23 protein-coding genes are annotated in these 24,360 nt (G+C 60.3%); 11 read left to right on the top strand and 12 right to left on the bottom strand.

The features are described from left to right. Positions 1-15 precede the first annotated feature (15 nt). Genes ACUTAF_RS09265 through bufA2 form a run of 3 tightly spaced genes read right to left on the bottom strand, consistent with a single transcriptional unit; the run spans position 16 to position 1,948 of the window. Positions 16-810 carry an HvfC/BufC N-terminal domain-containing protein gene (locus tag ACUTAF_RS09265; protein WP_268126212.1) on the bottom strand — a complete coding sequence of 265 codons (795 nt, stop codon included), beginning with the start codon at positions 808-810 and terminating at the stop codon, positions 16-18. Further along, complete coding sequence (gene bufB, locus ACUTAF_RS09260; RefSeq protein WP_268126215.1) at positions 807-1,643, bottom strand: MNIO family bufferin maturase; 837 nt, start codon at positions 1,641-1,643, stop codon at positions 807-809. The genes ACUTAF_RS09265 and bufB overlap by 4 nt, the downstream gene beginning before the upstream one ends. A 44-nt stretch (positions 1,644-1,687) precedes the next feature. Continuing rightward, complete coding sequence (gene bufA2 / locus ACUTAF_RS09255; protein ID WP_268126217.1) at positions 1,688-1,948, bottom strand: BufA2 family periplasmic bufferin-type metallophore; 261 nt, start codon at positions 1,946-1,948, stop codon at positions 1,688-1,690. Between the two features lie 283 nt (positions 1,949-2,231). Here bufA2 and ACUTAF_RS09250 point away from each other — a divergent pair, with 283 nt between their 5' ends. The 6 genes from ACUTAF_RS09250 to ACUTAF_RS09225 all read left to right on the top strand — a co-directional run bounded on the left by ACUTAF_RS09250 (position 2,232) and on the right by ACUTAF_RS09225 (position 7,226). Continuing rightward, entirely contained in the window at positions 2,232-2,438 is a 207-nt protein-coding gene (locus tag ACUTAF_RS09250; RefSeq protein WP_220814142.1) for a co-regulatory protein PtrA N-terminal domain-containing protein, read from the top strand. A 187-nt stretch (positions 2,439-2,625) separates the two neighbouring features. Continuing rightward, positions 2,626-4,431 (top strand): copper resistance system multicopper oxidase, encoded by a 1,806-nt coding sequence (locus tag ACUTAF_RS09245; protein ID WP_268126222.1) that lies wholly within the window; start codon positions 2,626-2,628, stop codon positions 4,429-4,431. 12 nt (positions 4,432-4,443) lie between these two features. Beyond that, positions 4,444-4,758, top strand: a complete 315-nt coding sequence (locus ACUTAF_RS09240) for a hypothetical protein (protein WP_268126224.1) — start codon at positions 4,444-4,446, stop codon at positions 4,756-4,758. Next, positions 4,748-5,941 (top strand): copper resistance protein B, encoded by a 1,194-nt coding sequence (locus tag ACUTAF_RS09235; RefSeq protein WP_268126226.1) that lies wholly within the window; start codon positions 4,748-4,750, stop codon positions 5,939-5,941. The genes ACUTAF_RS09240 and ACUTAF_RS09235 overlap by 11 nt, the downstream gene beginning before the upstream one ends. Positions 5,942-5,950: 9 nt before the next feature. After that, positions 5,951-6,793: a c-type cytochrome gene (locus tag ACUTAF_RS09230; protein WP_088191195.1), complete on the top strand. Its 843-nt coding sequence runs from the start codon at positions 5,951-5,953 to the stop codon at positions 6,791-6,793. Then, positions 6,783-7,226 carry a DUF411 domain-containing protein gene (locus ACUTAF_RS09225; protein WP_268126229.1) on the top strand — a complete coding sequence of 148 codons (444 nt, stop codon included), beginning with the start codon at positions 6,783-6,785 and terminating at the stop codon, positions 7,224-7,226. The genes ACUTAF_RS09230 and ACUTAF_RS09225 overlap by 11 nt, the downstream gene beginning before the upstream one ends. A gap of 171 nt (positions 7,227-7,397) precedes the next feature. Here the strand turns inward: ACUTAF_RS09225 and ACUTAF_RS09220 are convergent, their stop codons facing one another. The 5 genes from ACUTAF_RS09220 to ACUTAF_RS09200 all read right to left on the bottom strand — a co-directional run bounded on the left by ACUTAF_RS09220 (position 7,398) and on the right by ACUTAF_RS09200 (position 15,222). After that, positions 7,398-8,723: an OprD family porin gene (locus ACUTAF_RS09220; protein WP_268126231.1), complete on the bottom strand. Its 1,326-nt coding sequence runs from the start codon at positions 8,721-8,723 to the stop codon at positions 7,398-7,400. 154 nt (positions 8,724-8,877) lie between these two features. Next, entirely contained in the window at positions 8,878-9,210 is a 333-nt protein-coding gene (locus ACUTAF_RS09215) for a DUF2790 domain-containing protein (protein WP_088191192.1), read from the bottom strand. 146 nt (positions 9,211-9,356) lie between these two features. Continuing rightward, on the bottom strand, positions 9,357-12,506 hold the full coding sequence (locus ACUTAF_RS09210) for an efflux RND transporter permease subunit (protein ID WP_268126234.1): 3,150 nt from the start codon (positions 12,504-12,506) through the stop codon (positions 9,357-9,359). Next, positions 12,503-13,963, bottom strand: a complete 1,461-nt coding sequence (locus tag ACUTAF_RS09205; protein ID WP_088191190.1) for an efflux RND transporter periplasmic adaptor subunit — start codon at positions 13,961-13,963, stop codon at positions 12,503-12,505. The genes ACUTAF_RS09210 and ACUTAF_RS09205 overlap by 4 nt, the downstream gene beginning before the upstream one ends. Next, positions 13,960-15,222, bottom strand: coding sequence for a TolC family protein (locus tag ACUTAF_RS09200; RefSeq protein ID WP_088191189.1), 1,263 nt, complete (start codon positions 15,220-15,222; stop codon positions 13,960-13,962). Before ACUTAF_RS09200 ends, ACUTAF_RS09205 begins: the two co-directional genes overlap by 4 nt. A 580-nt stretch (positions 15,223-15,802) precedes the next feature. Between ACUTAF_RS09200 and ACUTAF_RS09195 the strand changes: the two genes are divergently transcribed. Together ACUTAF_RS09195 and ACUTAF_RS09190 are read left to right on the top strand one after the other, a co-directional pair. Continuing rightward, the gene (locus ACUTAF_RS09195) at positions 15,803-16,531 is read left to right on the top strand and encodes an AraC family transcriptional regulator (RefSeq protein WP_036992910.1); all 729 of its coding nucleotides are present in this window, start codon (positions 15,803-15,805) and stop codon (positions 16,529-16,531) included. Positions 16,532-16,602: 71 nt separating this feature from the next. Then, positions 16,603-17,499, top strand: a complete 897-nt coding sequence (locus ACUTAF_RS09190) for a sterol desaturase family protein (RefSeq protein WP_256586708.1) — start codon at positions 16,603-16,605, stop codon at positions 17,497-17,499. Between the two features lie 412 nt (positions 17,500-17,911). On the opposite strand, the gene ACUTAF_RS09185 is transcribed toward ACUTAF_RS09190, so the two are convergent. Continuing rightward, on the bottom strand, positions 17,912-18,076 hold the full coding sequence (locus ACUTAF_RS09185) for a hypothetical protein (protein WP_445579688.1): 165 nt from the start codon (positions 18,074-18,076) through the stop codon (positions 17,912-17,914). A 239-nt stretch (positions 18,077-18,315) separates the two neighbouring features. Here ACUTAF_RS09185 and ACUTAF_RS09180 point away from each other — a divergent pair, with 239 nt between their 5' ends. Continuing rightward, positions 18,316-18,633 (top strand): hypothetical protein, encoded by a 318-nt coding sequence (locus ACUTAF_RS09180; protein WP_445579687.1) that lies wholly within the window; start codon positions 18,316-18,318, stop codon positions 18,631-18,633. 93 nt (positions 18,634-18,726) lie between these two features. Continuing rightward, positions 18,727-19,107 (top strand): hypothetical protein, encoded by a 381-nt coding sequence (locus ACUTAF_RS09175; protein WP_445579686.1) that lies wholly within the window; start codon positions 18,727-18,729, stop codon positions 19,105-19,107. A gap of 123 nt (positions 19,108-19,230) precedes the next feature. Here ACUTAF_RS09175 and ACUTAF_RS09170 read toward each other — a convergent pair whose 3' ends face one another. Then, entirely contained in the window at positions 19,231-19,497 is a 267-nt protein-coding gene (locus tag ACUTAF_RS09170; protein WP_445579685.1) for a hypothetical protein, read from the bottom strand. 42 nt (positions 19,498-19,539) lie between these two features. Between ACUTAF_RS09170 and ACUTAF_RS09165 the strand changes: the two genes are divergently transcribed. Next, positions 19,540-20,013 (top strand): DUF4142 domain-containing protein, encoded by a 474-nt coding sequence (locus ACUTAF_RS09165; RefSeq protein WP_445579684.1) that lies wholly within the window; start codon positions 19,540-19,542, stop codon positions 20,011-20,013. A 49-nt stretch (positions 20,014-20,062) separates the two neighbouring features. Here ACUTAF_RS09165 and ACUTAF_RS09160 read toward each other — a convergent pair whose 3' ends face one another. Next, positions 20,063-23,134 carry an efflux RND transporter permease subunit gene (locus ACUTAF_RS09160; RefSeq protein WP_445579683.1) on the bottom strand — a complete coding sequence of 1,024 codons (3,072 nt, stop codon included), beginning with the start codon at positions 23,132-23,134 and terminating at the stop codon, positions 20,063-20,065. After that, positions 23,131-24,153, bottom strand: a complete 1,023-nt coding sequence (locus tag ACUTAF_RS09155) for an efflux RND transporter periplasmic adaptor subunit (protein ID WP_445579682.1) — start codon at positions 24,151-24,153, stop codon at positions 23,131-23,133. Before ACUTAF_RS09155 ends, ACUTAF_RS09160 begins: the two co-directional genes overlap by 4 nt. Positions 24,154-24,360 lie beyond the last annotated feature (207 nt).

The raw sequence follows: 24,360 nt of genomic DNA, 5'->3' as shown, positions 1-24,360 counted from the left end.
CCTAAAGGTTCCGGGTCATTCGTGTAATAGCTGGCCGCGCTTTAGCAAACCGTCGTTGACCCACAACTTCAACCAGGTCGCGGCTTGCAAGGGAGCTTGCTCGCCATGCGTGGCGCTCAACGACTCGCAGAGTTCAGCGAACGATCCGCCCTCGATGAGAAACTGCAGTGCCGAAGCCTCCGCTGGCTCCAGGCTCCGGTACTGGCAGACGAGTTCATGACGCCAGACAAGACAGGCTAGGTTCGTTGGTAGGCGGGTAATTTCAGGCAGCAAGCTGCCAGACTTGGCGGCTTTCCACAACTCCAGCGTGTTGTACTGCAGCTGCAACCATCGGGCAGATGCAGTCAGGGAAACCCTAAGTGAAATCCAGTCTTCAGCCGAAAATTCACTCATGGTCTCCAGCGAAAGCGTGTCGACATCCTGAGCGTCGAAGGCCAGTGTAAAGGCCCATTCCAGTTCCGCGAGTTCCCGCAACGGCGATAGTTGGGGTTCTTCGACGTAGCTGCTAATGAACTCGGGCAGCTTCTCGCCCAGCCAGCGAATGCTGAAATGCCGTGGTGGCCAGGCGGCCAAGTAGGCCAGTGCGAGCTGCTCGAATGATTCGTTGCCGATCCAGTGAAGCAGGGCAGGGAAGTCTTCTCGCAATACCGCAAGCAGGCGCGAACGGTAAGCATTGTGGTAGATCTGCAGGCCTTCGAGAGCACTCAGCGCTGTGCTACCTCGGATCTGCTCCAAAAGCTCGTTGGAGGGCAGGGCACTGTCACCTGTCAGGTAAGTTTCAAATGCAGTCTGTACGGCGATCAGGCTCAAGGGGTGGCCCCCGATATCACAGCTTTGGCGATAGCACGGGCATGTGCTAATTCGGACAACAGCTCCTCCAGCGGCGGAAACTGGTCATCCCGCTCGATCAAGGTCGATGTCGGGCCCAAGTAGCTCAACGTCTTGCTGTAGAGAGACCAAACCGGATCAGCGATGGGCTGATCATGGGTGTCGATGAGGTATTGCCCGTGATCGCTGTGCCCGGCCAGGTGAATTTGCCGAATCCGCTCGTGCGGCAACTCCATGATGAACTGCCAAGGGTCGAAACCCTGGTTTCGCGAGCTGACGTAGACGTTGTTCACGTCGAGAAGCAGCTCGCACCCGGTCAGGTAACTGAGCTCCGAGAGGAACTGAGACTCGCTCATGCTGGATGTTGTCCACTGCACGTAGGAGGAAACGTTCTCCAGCACGATGGGACGTTCCAAAACATCCTGCACCAGGCGCACCCGGGCCGCGACATGCAGCAGGCTCTCCTGGGTAAACGGCAGCGGCAGCAGATCGTGAAGTTGATGGGCGTTGCCTCGACTCCAGCACAAGTGATCAGACACCCACTGAGGCTGCACCCGATCTGCCAGCTGCTTGAGCTGTCGTAGGTAGTCGATGTCCAAGGCATGTGAGCCGCCAATCGAAAGAGACACCCCGTGCATCACCAGGGGGTAGTGCTCGCCGATCGCATCGAGGAAGTAGAGAGCCTTGCCGCCCTCCACCAGGTAATTCTCGGAAATTATCTCGAACCAGTCGACCGCAGGCCGTTCCTCCAGGATCTGCCGGTAATACTCGTTACGAAGGCCAAGACCGAAACCCAGAGTTTTACGCTTACTCATTCGAGACTCCAGCAGGGGAGTGGCATGCACTCCCCTGAACCGCCTTATTCGCTGGTTTTGCCACCGGCTTCGTCACATTTGGCCTGGGTCATCAACTTGAACCCTTGGCCTTTGCATTCGCCTTGGCCTTTGCAGGCGTTTTTCGCGGTCATGCAGTCGTTCTGCCCTTTGCAACCATTGACCCCGAAGCACTTCACTTCTGCTGCTTTGGTGTCCTGGGCAGCCTGGGCAGGCAGGGTGGAGAACAGGCTGGCGGCTACCAGAGCCAGGGCGGCACCGGTAGCTACGTTGGATTTGTTCGACATAGTGGCTATCTCTCTTGGTTGTTTGATGGTCGCGATCCGTCGGTGCGAGTGAGCGAGTTAGCTCAGGCATTGCTACCGAGCAGGCCCATGAAATCCGCAAGGCTGCGCGGGCAGGAAGACAGTACCGAGCCTTCAGGAGGACCTACAAGAAAGAAATAGCAACCTGACAGAACTGTAATGTTCGGATCAGGTTGCTGACAGGGCTTCGTGGTTAACGTGGCATCGAGCTCAACGCTCATCTCCGGTTGTTACGGGTTTTTTTGAACTTACGAGGATTAACGAAATGAAATCGATCAAAACCCTGTTTGTAGTTGCTGCCCTGAGTGTTTCCAGCCTGGCGATGGCCGAAGGCGGTGCTGATCGCACGTTTGCACGCATGGAGCAGGCCCGCCAGGCCTCGCTGGAAGCCTACCAGTTGGCCAAGCAGCAGAAGGATGAAGCTCCCGTCGCCGGCAGCCAAGCCAAACAGGCGGAACACGCCAACTGCTGAGCCCCTCAACCTTACAGAAATGTAATCACCCGGATGGTTGAGATATGGCAGTTTCATACTGCTTGGTGTCGGGGGGAACTTGCGCAGCACGCAAGGCTTGAAGATAAATCTCCCGACACTGGAGCAGTCAATGAACCCGAGACCGGATGCACATCACCGGCTCATCTGACGGATTGGACATAACGGCATGCAAAGCAAAACCACAAGACGTACTTTCGTCAAAGGCCTCGCCGCCGCCGGTATTCTCGGCGGCATGGGCATGTGGCGCACGCCGGTCTGGGCGGTAACCAGCCCAGGTCAGCCTAACGTGCTGAGCGGTAACGATTTCGACCTGTTTATCGGGGAGACCCCGGTCAACATCACCGGCGCAGCGCGTACCGCCATGACGATCAATGGCTCGCTGCCAGGCCCGATCCTGCGCTGGCGGGAGGGCGAGACCGTGACGTTGCGCGTACGCAACCGCCTCAAGGAGGACACATCCATTCACTGGCACGGCATTATCCTGCCGGCGAACATGGATGGCGTTCCGGGCCTGAGCTTCCATGGCATCGCACCTGATGGCATGTATGAGTACAAGTTCAAGGTCAATCAGAACGGTACCTACTGGTATCACAGCCACTCGGGGCTCCAGGAGCAAGTTGGGGTATACGGCGCGCTGGTCATCGATGCCAAAGAGCCCGAACCCTTCAGTTACGACCGCGACTACGTCGTGCTGCTGAGCGACTGGACCGATGAAAACCCAGCTCGGGTTCTGGCCAAGCTGAAGAAGCAATCGGACTACTACAACCAGCACAAGCGCACCGTTGGCGATTTCATCGATGACGTGAGCGAGATGGGGTGGTCCGCTGCGGTAGCCGATCGCAAGATGTGGGCCGAGATGAAGATGAGCCCGACGGATCTCGCTGACGTCAGTGGCTACACCTACACCTACCTAATGAATGGCCAGGCACCTGATGGCAACTGGACCGGCATATTCAAACCGGGCGAAAAGATCCGCCTGCGCTTCATCAACGCCTCGGCGATGACCTATTTCGATGTGCGCATCCCGGGCCTGAAGATGACTGTGGTTGCGGCCGATGGTCTGCACGTCAAACCGGTCAGCGTTGATGAGTTCCGTATCGCCGTGGCCGAGACCTACGACGTGATCGTCGAACCAGACAGCGAACAGGCCTATACCGTGTTTGCCCAATCCATGGATCGCACTGGCTATGCGCGCGGCACCCTTGCTGTACAGGAGGGGTTGAGTGCACCAGTACCCAGCCCCGACCCGCGTCCGCTGATTGCCATGGGCGACATGGGTATGGATCACGGCAGCATGGGCGGTATGGATCACGGGAACATGGCCGGCATGGACCACGGCAGTATGGCAGGCATGGATCATGGGAGCATGCAGGGTGGCATGGCAGGCATGGATCACAGCCAGATGGCCGGAATGGATCATTCGGGCATGGCAGGCATGGCAGGTGCCATGCAGGCACACCCAGCATCAGAGACCAACAACCCGCTGGTCGATATGCAGACCATGACACCGACGCACAAGTTGGACGACCCTGGTATTGGTTTGCGAGACAATGGCCGACGCGTGCTGACGTACTCTGACCTGCGCAGCACCTTCCTCGACCCGGATGGTCGCGAACCAAGTCGCACCATCGAGCTGCACCTTACCGGGCACATGGAGAAATTCTCCTGGTCCTTCGATGGCATCAAGTTCTCTGACGCCGAGCCTCTGCGCCTCAAGTACGGCGAGCGTGTTCGCATCACGCTGGTCAACGACACCATGATGACTCATCCGATCCATCTTCATGGCATGTGGAGCGACCTGGAGGATGCGAACGGCAATTTCCTGGTGCGTAAACACACCATCGACATGCCGCCAGGTTCCAAGCGCAGCTATCGAGTGACTGCCGATGCGTTGGGTCGTTGGGCCTATCACTGCCACCTGTTGCTCCACATGGAAATGGGCATGTTCCGTGAAGTTCGTGTGGATGAGTAAAGGAGATTTCTGATGAGCACTTTTATGAAGCGAAATGCCCTGGCTGGCAGCGCAGTCATGTTCAGCCTATTGGCTGCCCTGCACGCACCGGTTTCGTTGGCAGGTGAGGGGCACAGCGAGCACGAACAACATGCTGCCGACTCGGCAGCGCCCAAGACCGCCAGTGGCAAGCATGCAGATCAGTCGAAGGATAAGGTGGCTGGCCAGCAGATGGATCATGGCGCCATGGATCACGGAAACATGAAGCATGACGGCATGAATCACGAAAACATGATGGATAAGCATGGCGGCACCGAAGCCGAAGCAGGTTCGAACCATGACCACTAGGTTTTCACGTCCATCTCTCTTGGCGCTGGCTGTGTCGCTGAGTGCGTTCAGCGGCGGCGTTACCTTGGCTGCGGAAGAAATGGATCATTCGGCAATGGGACACGGTGCCATGTCGATGGACCATAGCCAGATGAACCACGGCGCTACCAAAGCGCCGATGGAGGGCATGGATCACAGCAAGATGGATCATGGCGCCATGCAGGGTGCTTCGGGCAGCATGGATCATAGCCAGATGGGCCAGAGCCAGAGCCAAAAAAAGGCTCCAGCCATGGACCACAGCAAGATTGACCACGGCGCCATGCAGGGTGCTTCGGGCAGCATGGATCATAGCCAAATGGGCCACAGCCAGAGCCAAGAAAAGGCTCCAGCAATGGACCACAGCAAGATGAACCATGGCGCCATGCAAGGGCAGATGGAAGGCATGGATCATTCAAAGATGAACCATGGCTCCTCTGAAGCCCCAAGAACCACCAGCCGTACGCCGATTCCCGTTCTGACGGATGCTGATCGCCAAGCGGCTTTTCCGCCTCTACCTGGCCATAAGGTGCACGACAGCGCCATCAACAGCTTTTTCCTTCTCGATCAGCTCGAATACCAGGATGCAGATGAGGGCAGCACCCTGGCCTGGGATGCGTCGGGCTGGGTAGGCGGTGACATCAACCGGGTCTGGTTCCGCTCCGAAGGCGAGCGTACCAACGGCGTGACCGAAGATGCGGAGTTGCAGTTGCTGTACGGCCGCTCGATCGGCCCTTGGTGGGACGTCGTTGCGGGCGTTCGTCAGGACTTCAAACCCGAGTCGCCGCAGACCTGGGCCGCCTTCGGTGTTCAGGGCATGGCGCTTTACGCCTTCGAGGCCGAAGCCACCGCCTTCGTGGGCGAGAATGGCCAGACCGCTGCCCGACTGGAGGGCGAGTACGACATTCTGCTGACCAACCGACTGATACTCCAGCCAATTGCCGAAATGAACTTCTACGGCAAGAACGATCCTGAGCGTGGTGTCGGATCGGGGTTGGCCAATACCGAGCTCGGCTTGCGTCTGCGTTACGAGATTGTCAGGCAGTTTGCCCCCTATGTCGGGGTCTCCTGGAGCCGCTCCTATGGCAACACGGCAGACATGGTCCGCGACGAGGGCGGTGATGTAGACGAGGCGCGTTTTGTCGCCGGTATCCGGATGTGGTTTTGAGAACCTGACATGAAAAGAACAATTAAAACTTTGGTGGCGGCCGGCGTGGTCGGTAGCACAGCTGTCCTGGCCGGTGCCTACTTTGGCGTGGTCAACGTCGGGGCCGACGACCCCCATTTCCCTGCGGTGCATGCCTTCCTCACGATGGCGCGTGACCGCTCTATCGAGGTTCGCTCGCGGGACATCGAGGTGCCCAACCTCGATGATCAAGCTCTTATTCGCGCCGGTGCGGGTAACTACAACTCGATGTGCATTGGCTGCCACTTGGCGCCAGGTGTGGCGGAGACCGAGTTGAGCCAATCGCTTTATCCTGCTCCCCCCAACCTCGCCAAGATCGGTGTCGATGGCAATCCCGCTGCGACTTTCTGGGTAATCAAGCACGGTATCAAGGCAACGGGTATGCCTGCTTGGGGCAAGAGCATGGGCGATCAGTACATCTGGGGCATGGTCGCCTTCCTCAACCAGCTGCCGACGATGGATGCCAAGCAATACCAAACACTCGTCGCATCCAGCGGCGGCCATCAGCATGGTGGCGGGGAAACGCAGATGCACAACCATGAAGGGCAGCATGGCGACAACAAGCCTGGGCATCATGGTAATAGCGGCGGTGGCGAAGACCATCATGGCTCAGGTGATGCCGGAGAGCCTGGTCATCACGATGCCGCAGCTACGGGTAACGAAGGTGGCTCCGCGTCAGAAGCTGATCACCACTCGAATATGAATGGCGATGACCACCATGCTGGGGATGAGGCGTCCTCAAACGGAGGCGGTCATCACTCCGAGCAGGCTCCGAATGCCTCACCCAAGACCCACACCCACTCCGATGGCAAAGAGCACGTTCATGAAAGCTAAATATCTGGCCTTGCTGGCCGCGCTCTTCGCCACATCTGCGGTTCAAGCAGCTGATGCCCTGACGATTGATGTCCATCGTGATGCCAATTGTGGGTGTTGCAAGAAGTGGATCTCGCACCTCGAAGCGAATGGCTTCAAAGTCGTCGACCATGTCGAAAGCAACATGACAGCAGTGAAACAACGTCTGGGTGTCGCGCCACGGTTGGCGTCTTGCCACACCGCGGTGATTGACGGCAAGTTCGTCGAAGGTCATGTACCGGCTGCTCAGGTCCTCGAACTCAGCAAGCGCAATGATCTGGTTGGTATCGCGGTTCCCGGGATGCCGGCGGGCTCTCCGGGAATGGAGGTTGGTGGCATACAGCATGCCTACCAGGTCATTGGTTTGACCAAGACGGGTGCCGATCAGGTCATTGCAGAATATCCCGCCGAGTAGCAGCCCATTCCACCGCGGCCGCTTGGGAACGAGTGGCCGATCTTCTTCACACTTCCCCTAAGTAAAAAAGGCGCCCGACGGGCGCCAAGGGCTGTCTCCAAACCAAAGGAGCACTAGAGGGGACAGCAGAGTCAAAATGCGAGCGGCATTCAAACCGCTCGCGCACTGGCGTTAAAGCACTTCCAGTGGGTACTCGACGATGAAGCGGAACTCATCCAAATCCGACTCGAAGTCAGTGGCGCGAGTCGTGGCTTGTCGAATGCGAAAGGACATGTCCTTCAGCGATCCAGACTGCACAACGTACTTGGCCTCGATGTCACGTTCCCAGCGCTTCTGGTTGGTCAACGGATCGCCATTGTCATCTCGGCGCATGTAGACCTCGTTTGCGTTGCTGTAGTCGGCATCCCAGCCCTGAGCATATCGAGTCATGAAGCTCAATCCGGGCACACCGAAAGGCTCCATATCCAGGTCATAGCGCACCTGCCATGACTTCTCCTTGGGAGAGTTGAAGTCACTGTACTGAATGGAGTTGTCGAGGTAGATGGAGTCCGATTGGCGCAAGTAGTCGAAGTCGTCATCGCCGTTGTTGCGCTGGAGTCCAACCAGGACGGTGTGCGCGCCGAACTGGATGCCGACCTTACCGCTCCAGATGTTGTTATCGAAGCTCCCGAGGAGCTGCTTCCCTTCATCAACCGCCTTGTAGTAGTTCAGCCCACCGATCAAGGCGACATCGTCCGCAAGCGGATAGCTCAGCGTGGTGCCCGCATAGTATTGGTTCCAGGCATCCTTGAGCCGACTGGTGTAGAGACTGAAGCCCAGGTTGTCGTTGAGCGTGTAGTCACCGCCGAAATAGGCGATCCATGGAGAGTCGACTTCGCCCGCGTAGAAGGTGGCGAAGCCGTCACGCATGCTGCTGCTGTTGGGTTGGCTCATCGAGTGAAGGCGACCGCCTTGAAGCGACAGTCCTTCCACACTGGTGTTGGCCACGGTGATGCCGCGGAAACTCTCCGGTAAAAGCCGCGCATCACCGTACTGGACGACCGGGCTGACAGGAAAGACATCGCCTGCCTTGATTTCGGTATCCATGAACCGTGTTTTTACTGCACCGCCCAGCTTGGAATAGTTGTCCTCAGCCTGCCCGAGGCTGTTATACGGCATCACATCGACTGAGCCGCCTGCACCAGAGCGACCGTCGCCTGTGTCCAGCTTGAGTCCCAGCATTGCAAAGGCATCGACACCAAAGCCTACGGTGCCTTCGGTGTAGCCAGACTCGAATCGGCCGATCACGCCATGCGCCCACTCTTCCGAGTAGCCGTTACCTGAGCTACTGGACTGGCCTTTGCGGAAATCACGGTTGAAGTAGAGGTTTCGATTGAGAATGGTCAGGCTACTGCCTTCGATAAATCCCTCGCCTTTCTCGCCGGCGGCCATTGCAGCTTGCCCGGTGCTGACACTTAGAGCGATCAGAGAAAGTCCAAACAGGGCCTTGTTGTTCATAAATGCTCCTGATGTTATTGGCAGTTTCATTGTGTTGTTGGATATATGCGCCAAGCGCGCCGGCATAGCCGAGCGCGCTTTTGTCATATTTCCACATGCCAAATAACGTCAGGGTGACTTGGAAATTACATTTCAGTCAGCGCGATGTCATTTATTAGTTCTGGTTCCGGCAGCCTGTCCCGGCTACCCGGTACTCCAGAATATTCAGATTGCCGTTGGAATCCTCGTATGTCATCTGGGCCGGCATCACGCCACAGCTCGCATCCGTAGGCGTGCTGGCTACGACCTTGGCGATATCAAGCTTCATGCCATAGCGGTAGTGAACGACTTCGGGACGATTCTTCCCGTTAGTCGCAGCATACTCTTGCATGGCCTGTTCATTGGCTTGAATCATCCGACCATAAACACGATCAGCGCCACCTTCTGCCAAGGCTGCAGAAGAAATAGCCATAATTGTAAATGCGGCAACAGCGTTAAGGGTTTTCATATTCAATCACTCCGTCCAAGTAGTAATTTGAATATACCTTCGCAACCTGTCACAAAAATGAAGTCAAAGTTACATCGTCGTAATGCTGTTTGTGCTGCTACTCAGGTGAGCCGCACTTGGTGTGCGGCTCACCTGAGCGTCTGGAGTTACAGCGCCTGCGGAGCGCGAACTTTTCCTGTGCGCTGTCTTCGCATCAGCCAGTAGGCTGCCGGCAAGACCAGCATGGACATCAGCGGGGCGGTGATCATGCCGCCAACCATGGGTGCGGCAATGCGCTTCATCACCTCTGAACCCGCTCCACCGCCCCAGAGAATGGGCAGCAGGCCGGCGATGATCACGGCAACCGTCATCACCTTAGGGCGGACGCGAAGCACCGCGCCTTCACGAATGGCCTCAAGCAGGGCCGGATCACCGCTGCGTCCTGAGTCCAGCCGAGCATGCCAGGCGTTCTTCAGATACAACAGCATGATCACCCCGAACTCGGCCGAGACGCCGGCCAGGGCAATGAAGCCGACCCCAGTGGCCACCGACAGGTTGAAGCCGAACCAATAGAGCAGCCAGATGCCCCCCGACAGGGCGAAGGGCAGGGTGGCCATGATCAGCAGGGCCTCGCTGAAGCGGCTGAAGGTCAGGTAGAGCAGCACGAAGATAATCAACAAGGTCGCCGGCACCACCCAGGACAGCCGCGCATTGGCGCGCTCCAGGAATTCGAATTGACCGGAGTAAGAAACGGTCATGCCGGCGTCGAGTTGTACCCGCTCAGCTACGCGTTGCTGCAGCTCGCGCACGGTCGATGCCAGGTCGCGCCCACGGACATCGACATAGACCCAGCCGGACAGGCGCCCGTTCTCGCTGCGCAGCATCGGCGGCCCTTCGGTCAGGCTGACCTGGGCCACGGTGCCCAAGGTGATCTGCTGGCCGGCAGGGGTGAGGATCGGCATACGCCTCAGCGCCTGCGGACTGTCCCGCCACTCCTTGGGGTAGCGCAGGTTGATCGGAAAGCGGGCCAATCCTTCGACCGTCTCGCCGATGTTGCTGCCGCCAATGGCACCCGATACCACCGCCTGTACGTCGGCAATGCTCAGGCCGTAGCGTGCCGCGGCCAGGCGATCGATCTGGATATCCACATAGCGTCCGCCGGTGAGACGCTCTGCCAGCGCGGAGCTCACCCCAGGCACGCCTTTGGCCACCGCCTCGATATCGCGAGTAATGCGCTCGATATCGGCCAGTGAGGTACCGGAGACCTTCACGCCGATGGGGCTCTTGATCCCCGTGGCCAGCATGTCGATGCGGTTGCGAATTGGCGGCACCCAGATGTTGGACAGCCCCGGGACTTTCACCGCCCGATCTAGCTCCTCAATCAGCTTCTCCGGTGTCATACCCGCGCGCCATTGGTCGCGCGGCTTGAATTGCACGGTGGTCTCGAACATTTCCAGCGGCGCCGGATCGGTAGCGGTCTCCGCTCGCCCGGCTTTGCCAAATACCCGGGCCACCTCCGGCACCGTGAGGATCATGCGGTTGGTTTGCTGCAGCAGCTGGGTTGCCTTGCTCGCCGGCAAGCCGGGTAGGGCCGAAGGCATGTACAACAGATCGCCTTCGTCCATGGGCGGCAGGAACTCTCCCCCGAGTCTGCTGAGGGGCCACAGACTGGACACAAAGACCAGCACGGCCAGCGCCAGGGTCACCTTGGGCCAGGCCAGCACCCACTCCAGCACCGGCCGGTATGCGCCGATCAGCCAGCGGTTCAAGGGGTTTTGCTGTTCGCTGGGGATATGCCCACGAATCCAGTAGCCCATCAGCACCGGCACGAGGGTGACCGAGAGGCCGGCAGCAGCGGCCATGGCGTAGGTCTTGGTAAAGGCCAGCGGGCCGAACAGCCGTCCTTCCTGGGCCTCCAGGGTAAAGACCGGGAGGAACGATAGGGTGATGATCAGCAGGCTGAAGAAGAGTGCCGGCCCGACCTCGGCCGCGGCTTCGCCGATGACTCGCCAGTGCGTCTCACCCTGGAGCGGCTCATTGGGGTGCCGCGCCTTCCAGGCCTCGATGTGCTTGTGCGCGTTCTCGATCATCACCACGGCGGCATCGACCATGGCGCCGATGGCGATGGCGATCCCGCCGAGCGACATGATGTTGGCATTGACGCCCTGGTAGCGCATGACGATGAAGGCCATCAGGATGCCCAGGGGCAGGGTGATGATCGCCACCAGCGACGAACGCAGGTGCCAGAGAAAGATCAGGCAAACCAAGGCAACCACCACGAACTCTTCCAGCAGCTTGTAGCTGAGGTTGTCGATGGCACGGTCGATCAGTTGCGAACGGTCATAGGTAGTGACCACCTCGACGCCGGCAGGCAGGCTGGCTTTCAGGCTGTCCAGCTTGGTCTTCACGGCAGCGATGGTGTCCCGGGCATTCTTGCCGGAGCGCAGGATGACCACGCCACCGACCACTTCACCCTGGCCGTCCAATTCGGCAATGCCGCGACGCATCTCTGGCCCCAGTTGAATGGTGGCCACCTGGCCTAGCAGCACCGGAATTCCGCTTGCCGAAGCCCGCAGCGGCACATTGCGAAAATCATCCAGGCTCTGCAAATACCCCGAGGCCCGCACCATGTACTCGCGCTCAGCCAGCTCTAGGATGGCGCCGCCGGTTTCCTGGTTGGCGCTCTTCAGCGCCGCTTCGACCTCCTGCTGAGTCACCCCATAAGCCACCATCTTCTGCGGATCGAGCAGCACCTGGTACTGCTTGACCATACCGCCGAGGGTGGCCACCTCGGCCACATTGGGTAGGCTCTTGAGCTCGTACTTGAGAAACCAGTCCTGCAGCGCCCGAAGCTGGGACAGGTCATGCTGGCCGCTGCGGTCGACCAAGGCGTACTGGTAGATCCAGCCCACGCCGGTGGCATCCGGCCCCAGAGTGGTGGTGACGCCCTCCGGCAGGCGTTCCTGGGCCTGGTTGAGGTACTCCAGCACGCGCGAACGCGCCCAGTAGAGATCGGTGTCGTCTTCAAACAGCACGTAGACGAAGGAGTCGCCGAAGAACGAGTAGCCGCGCACCGTCTTCGCCCCCGGAACCGAGAGCATGGTGGTGGCCAGCGGATAGGTCACCTGGTTCTCGACGATCTGCGGCGCCTGGCCGGGAAAGCTGGTTCTGATGATGACCTGGGTGTCGGAGAGATCCGGCAACGCGTCCACTGGCGTGTTGCGCAACGACCAGATCCCTAAAGCGGTGATGAACAGGGTCGCCAGCAGCACCAGGAAGCGGTTGCCTATCGACCAGTGAATCAGGCGCGCGATCATGGCAGCTCTCCTTGCTTGTCGAGCCGCTCTACTTGCAAGCCAGAGTCCGTCTGACGAGCACCGATGCGTACGTGATCCCCGGGCTTGAGTCCCGCAGCTACTTCAGGGCTGGCCAGCGGAAATGCCATGGTCATGCCGGGCATGTTCAGGCTCTCGAATGGACCGTGCTCCAGGGTGATCTCCTCGGCGTCCAGGGCACGAATCACGCCATGGGACTCATGGAGTTCCTTTGCATTGTCCTGCTCGACATGGCTGGCCACGACACCCTGGAGGCTGGCCTCCGAGTCGATCAGGAACTGGCCGGAGGTAACGACCGACTGTCCTTCCTCAAGACCGGACAACACCTCCAGACGCCCATCGGCCTCGCGGCCCAAAGTGATCTCCAGGGGGCGGTAGCGCCCATCGGCTTCGGCCAGCATCACCAGAGCACGCTTACCGGTGCGAATCACAGCTTCACTCGGGATCAGTAGCGCGGGTTGTTCGACGGTGCTGTTCAGACGCACGGCGGCGAACATGCCGGGGCGTAATTTGCCGGCGGGATTGGCGAGCTCGCTGCGTACCGTGAGCGTACGCGTCTGCGGGTCGGCACTCGGTAGCAGGGCGACGACACGACCTGGCAGAGGTTGTTCAGGAAAGGCTGTCAGGGTGGCGGTAATGCTCGCGCCAAACTGAACCGCTCCAGCTTGGTCTTCGGGTATCGCCGTGTCGAGCCAAACCGTGGACAGCCCGTTGATCCGGGCCAGGTCCTGGCCGGCTGCCACGGTCATCCCGACACGCACGTCCAATGCCTGCAGCTCGCCGGCGATGGGCGTGGTGATGGTCTGAACCGCCCGTGGCCGGCCGCTGCGACGAACCTGCTCGACCAACGATTGAGGCATGCCCAGCAGACGCATGCGCTCCTGGGTCGCACTTATCAAGCGCGTGTCAGCAGTACGCAACACAGCCAGGAACTCCAGCTGGGCGGCAGACCATTCGGGAATCAGCAGGTCGACGAGGGGCGTACCGGCGGGCAATACATCGCCAGGGGCGTGTCCGTAGACCCGTTCGACGAACCCACCCGCTCGGGCCTGCAGGTTCGCCACCTCGCGCTGGTTATAGACCAGGGAACCGACGGCCTCGATACCCGAAGGCAGCACACCGCGAGTCACTGGCGCGGTGCGCATCCCGAGGTTTTGCACGGCTTGCGAGGGCACGCTCAGGGTCGAGGAGTCCTGCCCAGCATCTGCGTACTTGGGGACAAGCTCCATATCCATGAAGGGGGACTTGCCCGGTTTATCGAAGCGCTGCTCAGGTTGCATCGGGTCATACCAGTAGAGCACTTTGCGCTCATCCGTCGGTGCGGGAGTTGGCATGACCTCATGGTTGGCCGGCCTCTCGGCCAGCAAGTAGCCACCGCCTGCCGCGGCAATGCCCATGGTCAGCAAGGCCGCGGAAAAACCTAATGCTGAAATCTTCATTGCAGGCCCTCCACATAGGCGTAGTACAAGCTCGCGGAGAGCTGGCTCAGCTTGCGCTGCTGTTCGATCTGTCGCAGCTGAGCCTCGATCAGTTCGCGCTGGGCGGTGACAACGGATGCCAGCTGACTGTTGCCGGCCTGATAGGCAGCCAGTTCGAGATCGGCACGTTTGCTCGCCAGGGGGATCAAGGTCTTCTCGGTACGCGCCAGAGCTCTGCGTAGTTGCTCCAACTCGGCAAGGCCACTTTCCAGCTCAGCCTGATGGGCGCGCAGCAGCACTTCCTGCTCGGCTTCCATTTGCGACACGCTCTGTTGCTTGGCGTTGATCTTGGGACCCTGTCGTGTGCCGACGAACAACGGCAGGTCGAAGGTGAACTGCACCATCACCATGTCGCCGAACTGGTTGTCGCGGTTGTTGTAGGCAAACTCTACGCCCCAGTCAGGTGTCTTCTCGGCTACAGCCTCATTCAACTCTGCGCTGGCCTCGCCAACCCGGGCAGATGCGGCACGCAAGTCGGGATGCTGAGCCAAACGGTGCTGCAGGTGGGGGACGTCCAAGCTCAGGCTGGGTGCATCTCCCGCCAGAAGCTGATCGGCTTCGTTGCCTATCCAGCGGCGTAGCTTGGCCCGAGCAATCGCCACATCGCGATTCAGCTCATCCCTCCGATCCTGCAAAGCCAAAGCCTCCTGGTCGGCCTGCAGCAGTTCGCCAGGCTGAGCGCTGCCGCCGGCGATCAGCGATTGCACCGTCGAGCGGAGCAGCTCGATCTGGCGGTCCAGTTGATCGAAGAGGCCAACACTGTGCTCGGCGTAGTACACGTCCAACCAGCTCAAGGCCGTCTGGCGTTTGACCTCAAGCTGCATGGCGCGCTGCTCGGCCTCGGCCCGGACAACGGAGGCCTCGGCCAACTGGCGGCGGGCCTGGCGTTTGTCGCCATTGGGAACCTCTTGCATGAGCCCAATGCGGCGCATGGTCATTGAGTCCCGATTCAGGGTGTAACGATCAGGCCCTTCGATGGGCAGGTTATCGATGCCGAGAATCAGCTTGGGATCGGGCAGGGCGTCTGCGGGAACTACGGCCTGCTGTGCCGAAGCGACCTGTGCTTGTCGTGCCAGGTTATCAGGTGCGCGCTGTTCGGCGAGCGCCTGCGCTCGTTCGAAGGTTAGGGGCTGCGCCTGTGCAGCAACCCAGGGAACTGCCAAGAATGCGGCAGCTAACACACCGAGATAGCCACGGCGTGAGAAAAGGAAAGCGGGCATGCTTTCGCCTCCAATGCGGTTGATCGAGGTCGCCACCAAAAGCGTGGTCGCGACGATGCGCCTGGTATAAAGGCGCGAAGATCACTGCATTAGACGAAACGAGGAGGGCGCCAGAGTCCTGCGGGCTCTCGCTTAATCACCGACTGGGTCAGCAATATCTCGGGGCGTGAGGGAAGAGGGGATATGCTCTTGATAACGGTGGTCTGGAGAAGTCCTCCGGTCTTGCATTCCTGGCCGGATTTGCAGGGGGACTTACTGGCCACCCCATCAGACTTATCCATTTGCTCGCAGCACGGAGCATCGGCCATTGCATGGCCCTGATGATCGGCGTTCTGCATCGGGCAAGGTTGTGCAGGCATGCTGAAAGCCATACCGCCGAAGGCCGGCAGCACGAGGCTAGCAATCATTACCAGGATCAATCCAATCCGACGCACAGCAATTCACCAGGCGGGGCGATAGGGCGACGATAGCAGATTGCCCCGGGGCATGAACGCTCGTTTTGGCGATAACAGCACTTCGTTGATTTGGATCAAATAGAGTGTCATGCAGGGTAGGGTGCCAAAAGCAGAGGAACTGTCAGGTGATTGCATCACAGAGTGCCAGCTGGCACGGCAAAGCCTGGGTATCTCCAGGTTTCGGGGTGTTTTTAGGGCAGGTAGGCAATCATGATTGGCATCGCCACATGGCTCACCAGATCACCATTGGTATCAACCGCGACTTGACGGTGACTACATCTGACAGCCACGTCACGGCCCGAGCCATTTGCATTCACGCGGGCGTCACTCATCGAATCGAAGCAGTTGAGGTTATTTCGATTTACCTTGATGCACTTTCTGAGGAGGCACGGGCATTCAATGCCTCTACGAGCATCTTGCCTATCGATGTGCAAAGCATTGTGTCTCTGCAGAGACTGTTGGCAACTCCCTGTATCACCGCACAGCAAATGCGGGGAGCGGTTCGCCAATTTCTTAATCTCACCGATCTGCCGATCATCGATCCACGGCTGCAACTTGTCCTTGAAGCCTTGAACGAGCCCGCCAATGGCAGACAAGAACTGGCAGACCTGATGCACCTGTCGACGACTCGTTTTTCTCATTGGTTTGTTGAACAGACTGGCTTGCCATTGCGCAGCTACCGTAAGTGGCTTCGCCTAGTCGCTGCGTTACAGCTCATTACGGCTGGCCAAAGTCTGACAGGGGCCGCCCATGCTGCAGGATTCTCGGATTCCGCGCACTTTTCCCGCACCTTTCGCAGCCTATTTGGCCTCGATCCTTCGTCAGCTCTGAGCCAGGTCAGTCTCAGCAGCTGAGGTCAGCTTTTTTGTTCAAGCCAGAACCCTGGGGACCGCCTAACGTAGGGGCATCAAGAAGAGGGGGCTGCATGATGAGCAATTGCTTCAGGTTTCTGATCCGCTGGTTCAGCTATCCCGTCATATTTGGCGGTACGGCTGGCTGGATGATCTGGCAGCTTTACGAGGGCGTGCCATATTGGCCCAGCACAGCCCTGATTGCAGTAGTCGGAATTATTCCGGTCGCCATGCTGGAGCGTCTACAACCGTTCCGTCAGAGCTGGCTTACCGACCACGGCGACACACTGACCGATCTGCTTCACCTGATCGTGAATCTGTCCGTCATCCAGTTCACCGCTGCGATTCTGGCTCGACTGGGCGATTGGGTGCCTGATGCCGCTCGCACCTTTCCAACGACTTGGCCGCTCTGGATCCAGTTGCTCATCGTAGCCATGGTTTTGGATCTCAGTCTCTATGCCATGCACCGACTCAGCCACTATGTGCCGTGGCTATGGCGCTTACATGAGCCCCATCACAGTGCAGAGCGCCTCTATTGGATGAATGGCGAGCGTCGACATCCACTACACGCGGCGATCATGGCGGGCCCTGGACTCTTGGTGCTCTTCGCGATGGGGACACCTTCAGCTCTCGTCGCAACCTGGTTTGGCATCCTGACAGTGCATCTCGCATTTCAACATTCCAACCTGGACTACTCGCTAGGCTGGATGCGCAATGTGATTGGCGTCGCGGAGACACACCGCTGGCACCACAAACGGGAGTTCGAAGATGCCCAGGTCAATTTCGGCGAGTTCTTACTGCTGTGGGATCACCTGTTTAGAACCTTCTATGACGCGGCAGAAAAGCTCGGCGATGCCCAGGTAGGACTGCAAGAAGGTGACTACCCGACTGGGTATCGGGCTCAACTGGTAGCTCCGTTTAAGCGGGTTTCACAAGCTAATAGGATTCGCCGTACCCACTCGGCGGGCTAGCACAGGACCGACCTCGCTGGCCGTTCAGTCGAGCCCAAAGTGGGTGTTGGAGCCCAGGTCAAACAGCATGCCTAGCGGGAAGGCCTGAGCCAGCGGGACACAGGTTTTTGGATCTTCACTTCCGGATGCTGAAGAACAAAACAGGTAAAGCGTTCTCCATTTTTGAAGATTAGTGCTGGGAATTTTCTATTTTTAGTTCGGTGTACTGCCGCCGACAGCCTGGAGGGGCTAGGTCGATGCGTAATTTAACATAATATACATTATGCGAAGTATCGTCTGGACAGGGCAGCGCGGATAGACTCGTCAGGAAATATCGCCCTGTTTTCCCTTCGCACCCGCCTGCGGCCTCTTTCGCCACGATTACCATGACAGGTGCCTGAACCTGTTTCGCTTCGCTTGGCGCTTTGTCGCCTCAGCCCAGGTTTCCATTCGCGGCGAACGACATATGCCCGACACCAGCACCTTCCATCGACGACGATTGCTGCCGCTTGCGCGTGGTCGAGTCGCTGCCGCTCGTCGTGAAAATTTCCAGAGCCGGATGTTGGGTGCTGTTGTACAGAATATGAAATTCGAGCATATGCCGTTAATACAGATACGCGGCGAATGGAATCCATTAAGTCTTATCTCCTTATTAAGAAAATATAAAAAGAGCCGTACATATGAGCCCCGTCGACGTACCGCACTCTGAACTAAGCGAAGCGGCAATTCGCGGGCGCGGTGATATCAACTTGATATAGGTCGCAGCCATTTATCCATTCGACTGGCATATCGCATATATATCGCTAAGGTCAGTGGTGCTGAAACAAGGAGGCAACTATGACCCCGGATCTCAACAGCGTGAAAATGGCACTTTCTGTATATGATGTCAGCATGATACGACGACCTGATGGCAGCGTGCTGCTCATCGTCAGCAACAATGGACGCCGACTCAGGCGGGTTTTCGATGAAAGCTACTCGACCGACGAGATAATCAGGACGATAAAGTTCGACATGACCCTACGCTCGGAAGGCGCTTCGGTAAGCGAAGCGGTTAAATATTGCAGCGGTTCCAGCCTGCCGACTTATTCCCGGGAGCCGATCTACCAGACGCGCACCTCCAGGCTGTGGTCCCTGCGCAAGATCGTGGATCGCTGAGATGGGCTCCAGGGTTTTCACGTTCTCAATGATCGACCACGCCTGGATGGGCGGGTCTTGCCGAGGTGCCAAGTGGGAGTATTCAGGAAGAACATGCGTTTCGACCGCTCTGCATTTTACGAGTGGCCCTATCTCGCCGGAGTGGGCGGCTTGAGCGTGCTGCTGTTATGGAACGAGCCATCGCCCTCCTCGCCCCACGCCCCGGGCCTTGACTCGCCACCGACGCTCGCCGGCTACAGGAGCCAGCACTCGCTGCAGAAGGTGGAGTCGAACTGTTATCAGGAGCAGCAATCGAGATGTACCGACGGCTGCGGCGCGGAAGATGATGTTTCCAGCGTCGCCCCCGCGGAGCCCGATCTGAGTTTGTCGATCCTCACGTGCACGGATCAAACCGGTCTCGAAGACCGGAGAATATCTGGCGGCACAGGGCATAATCTGGTCATCGAAGTTATCAGGACGGATTATGAGTTCTGAGAAAATGCAATATCCTTGGAGTTATAGGGTTTTTCTTTGAGCGCAGCGGGCGAGGAAGTTGTTTTCGCCTCGCCCGCCGCTAGGGATAATCTGAAATAGCCGGGCGCAAGCGGGACAGTGGATTTATCGCTGAACAGCGCTTGCGCTGGCCCGAAGGGGGATAATCCAGAACCTGCGTAGTCCCTGGTCTCCCGCCTTCGCGGAAGTGACGATAAATGGCTTTTTCAGAACTTCCTTAAACGAAGCGGTTGCCTCCAGCGCGAACAGCAGCGCCGGAAAACAGATCGAACGATTGCCCGGCCAGCGCTTTCCAATTTCCAGCAGCAGCCGGTTGGATGACCGCGCCGGTATCGAGCGGCGGCGGAATTTTTTTCTGAACTTCGTTCGCACCCGGCACTTCTACCGCAGGGAACACGGACAGGAGGAACGACCATGCACTATCTCAAACAGCTATCGCTGCTGGCAGTAGCCGCACTGGCGCTCTGCGCCGCCAGCCTGCTGCAAGCCGCTGAGGGGAATGAAGGCATCACCGCGCAGGCCTTCGTCGAAGAGGCTTCGGCCAAGGGCATCGCGGAAATCGAAGTGGCCAGGCTGGCCCTCGAAGAGGCTACATCCGAGGAGATCCGGGAGTTCGCACAAACCATGATCGACGACCACGGCAAGCTCAATCAGAAGCTCAGGGAGCTGGCCACGCGCAAGAACCTCGATCTGTCCGACGAGGCCGGCCTGATCGATCGTGCCAAGGCGCTGGTCCTGGAGCTGCGCGCGGTGGCGCCGCGCCAGGGTCAGCGCCTCGACGCCATGACCAAGGCCGAGCTGCTGGACCTGGCGCGCAAGCGCAACCTGGCCGGTCGTTCGAGCATGCGCAAGCCGGAGCTGCTCGAGGCCCTGCGCAAGAGCTGCTGAGGGCGCATGGCGCGGCATCGCTGCCCGGTGCGCAAGAGTCCGGCCTACCCTAGCCTGCGGAAACCGGCTCCTCGTCGATCATCCGCAGCGGCGCCCAGCGACGCAGCAGGAGGTACAGGGTCGGGATCACGTAGAGGGTGAAGAAGGTGCCCACCAGCAGGCCGCCGACTATCACCAGGCCGATCTGCTGGCGGCTCTCGGCGCCTGCGCCGGTGGCGATGGCCAGAGGCAGCGAGCCGAGGACCATGGCCCCGGTGGTCATCAGGATCGGCCGCAGGCGCTGCACCGCCGCCTCGCTCACCGCCGCGCGCAGCTCGCGGCCCTCGCGCAGCAGGTGGTTGGCGAACTCGACGATGAGGATGCCGTGCTTGGTGATCAGGCCGATCAGGGTCACCAGGCCGATCTGCGAGTAGATGTTCAGGGTGCCGCCGAACAGGGTCAGGGCGAGCAAGGCGCCGGCCATCGACAGCGGCACGCTGAACAGGATGATCAGGGGGTCGCTGAAACTCTCGAACTGCGCCGCCAGCACCAGGAAGATGAAGGCCAGGGCCAGGGCGAAGATCAGCGCGATGCCGGCGCTGGATTCCTTGAAGTCGCGCGAGGTGCCGGTGTAGTCGTACTGGGTGTCGGGCGGGAACACCTCGCGCGCGGCAGCTTCCAGCCGATCCAGCGCCTCGCCCAGGGTATAGCCGCTGCCGACGTTGGCGCTGACGGTCACCGCGCGCAGCTGGTTGAAATGGTTGAGCTCGCGCGGCGCCACGGTCTCGCGCACCGAGATCAGGTTGGACAGCTGCACCATGCCGCCGTCGCGGTCGCGCACGTAAACGCGGTCGAGGTCCTGCGGGTTGCTGCGGTCGATATCCTGCAGCTGCACCATCACGTCGTACTGCTCGCCGCTCTGCTTGAAACGGGTCACCTGACGGCTGCCGAACAGGCTCTCCAGGCTGCGGCCGATCAGCGCCACATCGGTGCCCACCGCCACCGCCTGTTCGCGGTTGACCGCCACCTTGAGCTGCGGCGTATTGAGCTTGAGGTCGCTGTCCAGACTTTCCAGGCCCGGGTAGTCGCGCACCCGCGCAAGCAGCTGCTCGACATAACCCTGCAGCTCGGCGTACTCCAGCGACGAGCGGATGACGAAGTTGATCGGCTGGTTGCGCGCGCTCTGTCCCAGCGGAGGGCGGTTGACCGGGAACACGTGCATGCCGGCGATATCCTGCAGCCTGGGCAGCAGCTCGTTGCGGATCTCGAACTGGCTGCGGCTGCGGTCGGCCCAGTCCTCCAGCTTCATGAAGGAAATGCCCTGGGCCACCGTGGGGAAGCCGGCGATGACCATGTAGCGGTTGGTTTCGGCGATGCTCGCGTAGGCCTCCTCCACCTCCCGCGCGTAGCGCGCGGTGTAGTCGATGGTGGCGCCGTCCGGGCCGTTGAACACCCCGACTATGGTGCCGGTATCCTCGGTCGGCGCCAGCTCCGAACGCAGCCCGGCGAACAGCCAGGCGCAGAGCGCGAAGGCCAGCAGCAGCACGCCGAGCACCAGCGGCCAGGCGCGCAGGGCGCGATCCAGGCTGTGCCGGTAGCCGTAGGTCAGGCCGCCGAGGAAGTTCTCGATCAGGTTGTACAGCCGGCTGTGGCGCTCGCCGGTCTGGTGCGGCTTGAGCAGCAGCGCGCACATCATCGGCGTCAGGGTCAGGGCGACGAAGCCCGATACCAGCACCGCGCCGGCCAGGGTCCAGGCGAACTCGGTGAACAGCTTGCCGGTGGTGCCCTGCATGAAACCGATCGGCGCGAACACAGCGGCCAGGGTCAGGGTCATGGCGATCACCGCGAAGGCGATCTCGCGGCTGCCCTTGAAGGCCGCCTGCAGCGGCTTCATCCCCGCCTCGACATGGCGGTGGACGTTCTCCAGCATGACGATGGCGTCGTCCACCACCAGGCCGATGGCCAGCACCATGGCCAGCAGCGTCAGGGTATTGATGGAAAAGCCCATCAGGCTCATCAGGGCGAAGGCGCCGATGAGCGACACCGGGATGGTCACCAGCGGGATGAGGGTGGCGCGCAGCGAACGCAGGAAGATGAAGATGATCAGGATGACCAGCGCCACCGCTTCCCAGATGGTGACGAAGACGTTGTCGATCGACTCGCGGATGAACAGCGAACTGTCGTTGGCCACCGTCATGTGCATGCCCTCGGGTAGCAGCGCACGGACTTCCGGCAGGGCCGCTGCGAGGCCGTCGGAGATGTCCAGCGGGTTGGCCGTGGCCTGCTTGATCATGCCCATGGACACCGCCGGGCGACCGTTGAAACGCACCACGCTGCGTTCGTCGCGCGGACCGATCTCGGCATGGCCGACGTCGGCCAGGCGCAGCAGATAGCCGCGCGAGTCGTCGAGGATCAGGTCGTTGAACTGCTCGGGCGTGCTCAGGTCGGTTTCCGACAGCACAGTGAACTCGCGCGCGCGCGATTCGATGCGCCCGGCGGGAATCTCCACGTTCTGCCGGCGCAGGGCGTCCTCCACGTCCTGCACCGTGAGGTTGTGCGCGGCGAGCTTCTCGGGGTCTAGCCAGATGCGCACGGCGAAGGTCCGCGCGCCGCGAATCTGCACCTCGGAGACCCCGGGAATGGTCTGCAGGCGGTCCTTGATCACCCGTTCCAGCACATCGGTGATCTGCATGGCGTCGTGGACTTCGCTGTAGAAGGCCAGCCAGATCACCGGCATGGCATCGGCCTCGACCTTCTGCACTATGGGTTCGTCGATCTCGTCCGGCAGCAACCCGCGCACCCGGCCGAGACGGTCACGCACGTCGTTGGCCGCCTCGTCGGGGTTGCGCCCGAGGCGGAACTGGGCGGTGATCTGGGTATTTTCCGAGCGGCTGATGGAGCTGACGAAATCCAGCCCCTCGATGCCCGAGAGCACGTCCTCGATCGGCTGCGCCACCTGCGACTCCATGATCTCCGGGCTGGCGCCGGGATAGACCACATTGACCGTGACGATGGGCACGTCGATGTTGGGATACTCGCGCACGCTGAGGCGTTCGTAGGCCATCAGCCCGAGCAGCACCACGATCAGCGACAGCACGGTGGCGAACACCGGCCGGCGGATGCAGATGTCGGAGAGGATCACGGCTGGCGCTCCCCGCTCCTGCTGCGCACCGTCAGCCCGGGCCGGACCTTCTGCCAGCCGGCGCTGATCACCGTTTCACCCCCGCTGAGCCCCTCGCGCACCTCCACCAGGCCGTCGAAACGCTTGCCCAGGCGCACCTCGCGCTGCTCGACCACCCCGCCTACCACCAGGTTGACCAAGAGCTGCTCGCCCACCGGCATCACCGCCTCCTCGGGGATCACCAGGGCCTCGGGGCGCTCGGCGAGAATCACCGAGACCCGCACGAACTGCCCCGGGCGCAGGCGGCGGTCGTCGTTGCCGATATGGGCGCGGATCGCCTGGCTGCGCCCCACTTCGTCCAGGCGCGGGTTGATGGCGAAGATCTCGCCCTGGAAACGCTCGCCCGGGTAGGTGTCCAGGCGAATCTCCACCGTCTGGCCCAGGCGCACCTGGGCCACGGCCTTCTGCGGAATGCGGAAGTCCACCTTGAGCGGATCGAGCACCTCGAGGTTGACGATGTCCTGACCGGCGTCGAGATAGTCGCCGAGGCTGGCCTGGCGCAGGCCGAGGACGCCGTCGTAGGGCGCCCTGATCCGGGTCTTGTCGAGGCGTGCCTGGGCCAGGGCCAAAGTGGCGCGGGCGGCCTGCTGCTGGCTCTGCGCCTCGTCTAGGGCCTGGGCGTTGCTGGCGCCGCGCTGGAACAGCATCTGCGCGCGCTGGTGGTTCTTCTCTGCCAGGTCGAGATTGGCGCGTGCCTGCGCCAGTTCAGCGCGGGCGATGGCATCGTCGAGGCTGACCAGCAGGTCGCCGGCGGTCACCGCCTGGCCTTCGCGAAAATGCAGGGTGGCCAGGCGTCCCTCGATCTCCGGGCGGATCATCACCGATTCGTCGGAGCGCAGCGAACCGAAGGTGATCAGCTCGTCGCGCACCGCCATCTGCTTGACCGCCACCACCTCCACCAGCGGTCCATCGGCGGCTAGCACCTGACCGGCGAGCAGCGCCGACAACAGCAGTGGCAGGGAACGCAGCAGCACGGCCATATACAACCCCTTTTGTAGGTATCGGCCGAGTCTAACCGGCCGCTGCGTCAATGGCAGCGGGCCAAGGTATTTCGCTATGTTTTTTAGGCTATGTCCCAATTGGCCGTTGCAGTCGTCAACAGGCCACTGACACAGCATCTGAAGGAAGCCGCGAACGCCCCGCCTCGGGGAGAAACGATTGCAGCCATAGCGCACAATCGGCGCATT

Source organism: Pseudomonas sp. SP16.1 (assembly GCF_052682975.1).
The sequence above is the reverse complement of the archived record's forward strand: the minus strand, read 5'-3'. Positions and strand labels throughout refer to the sequence as shown.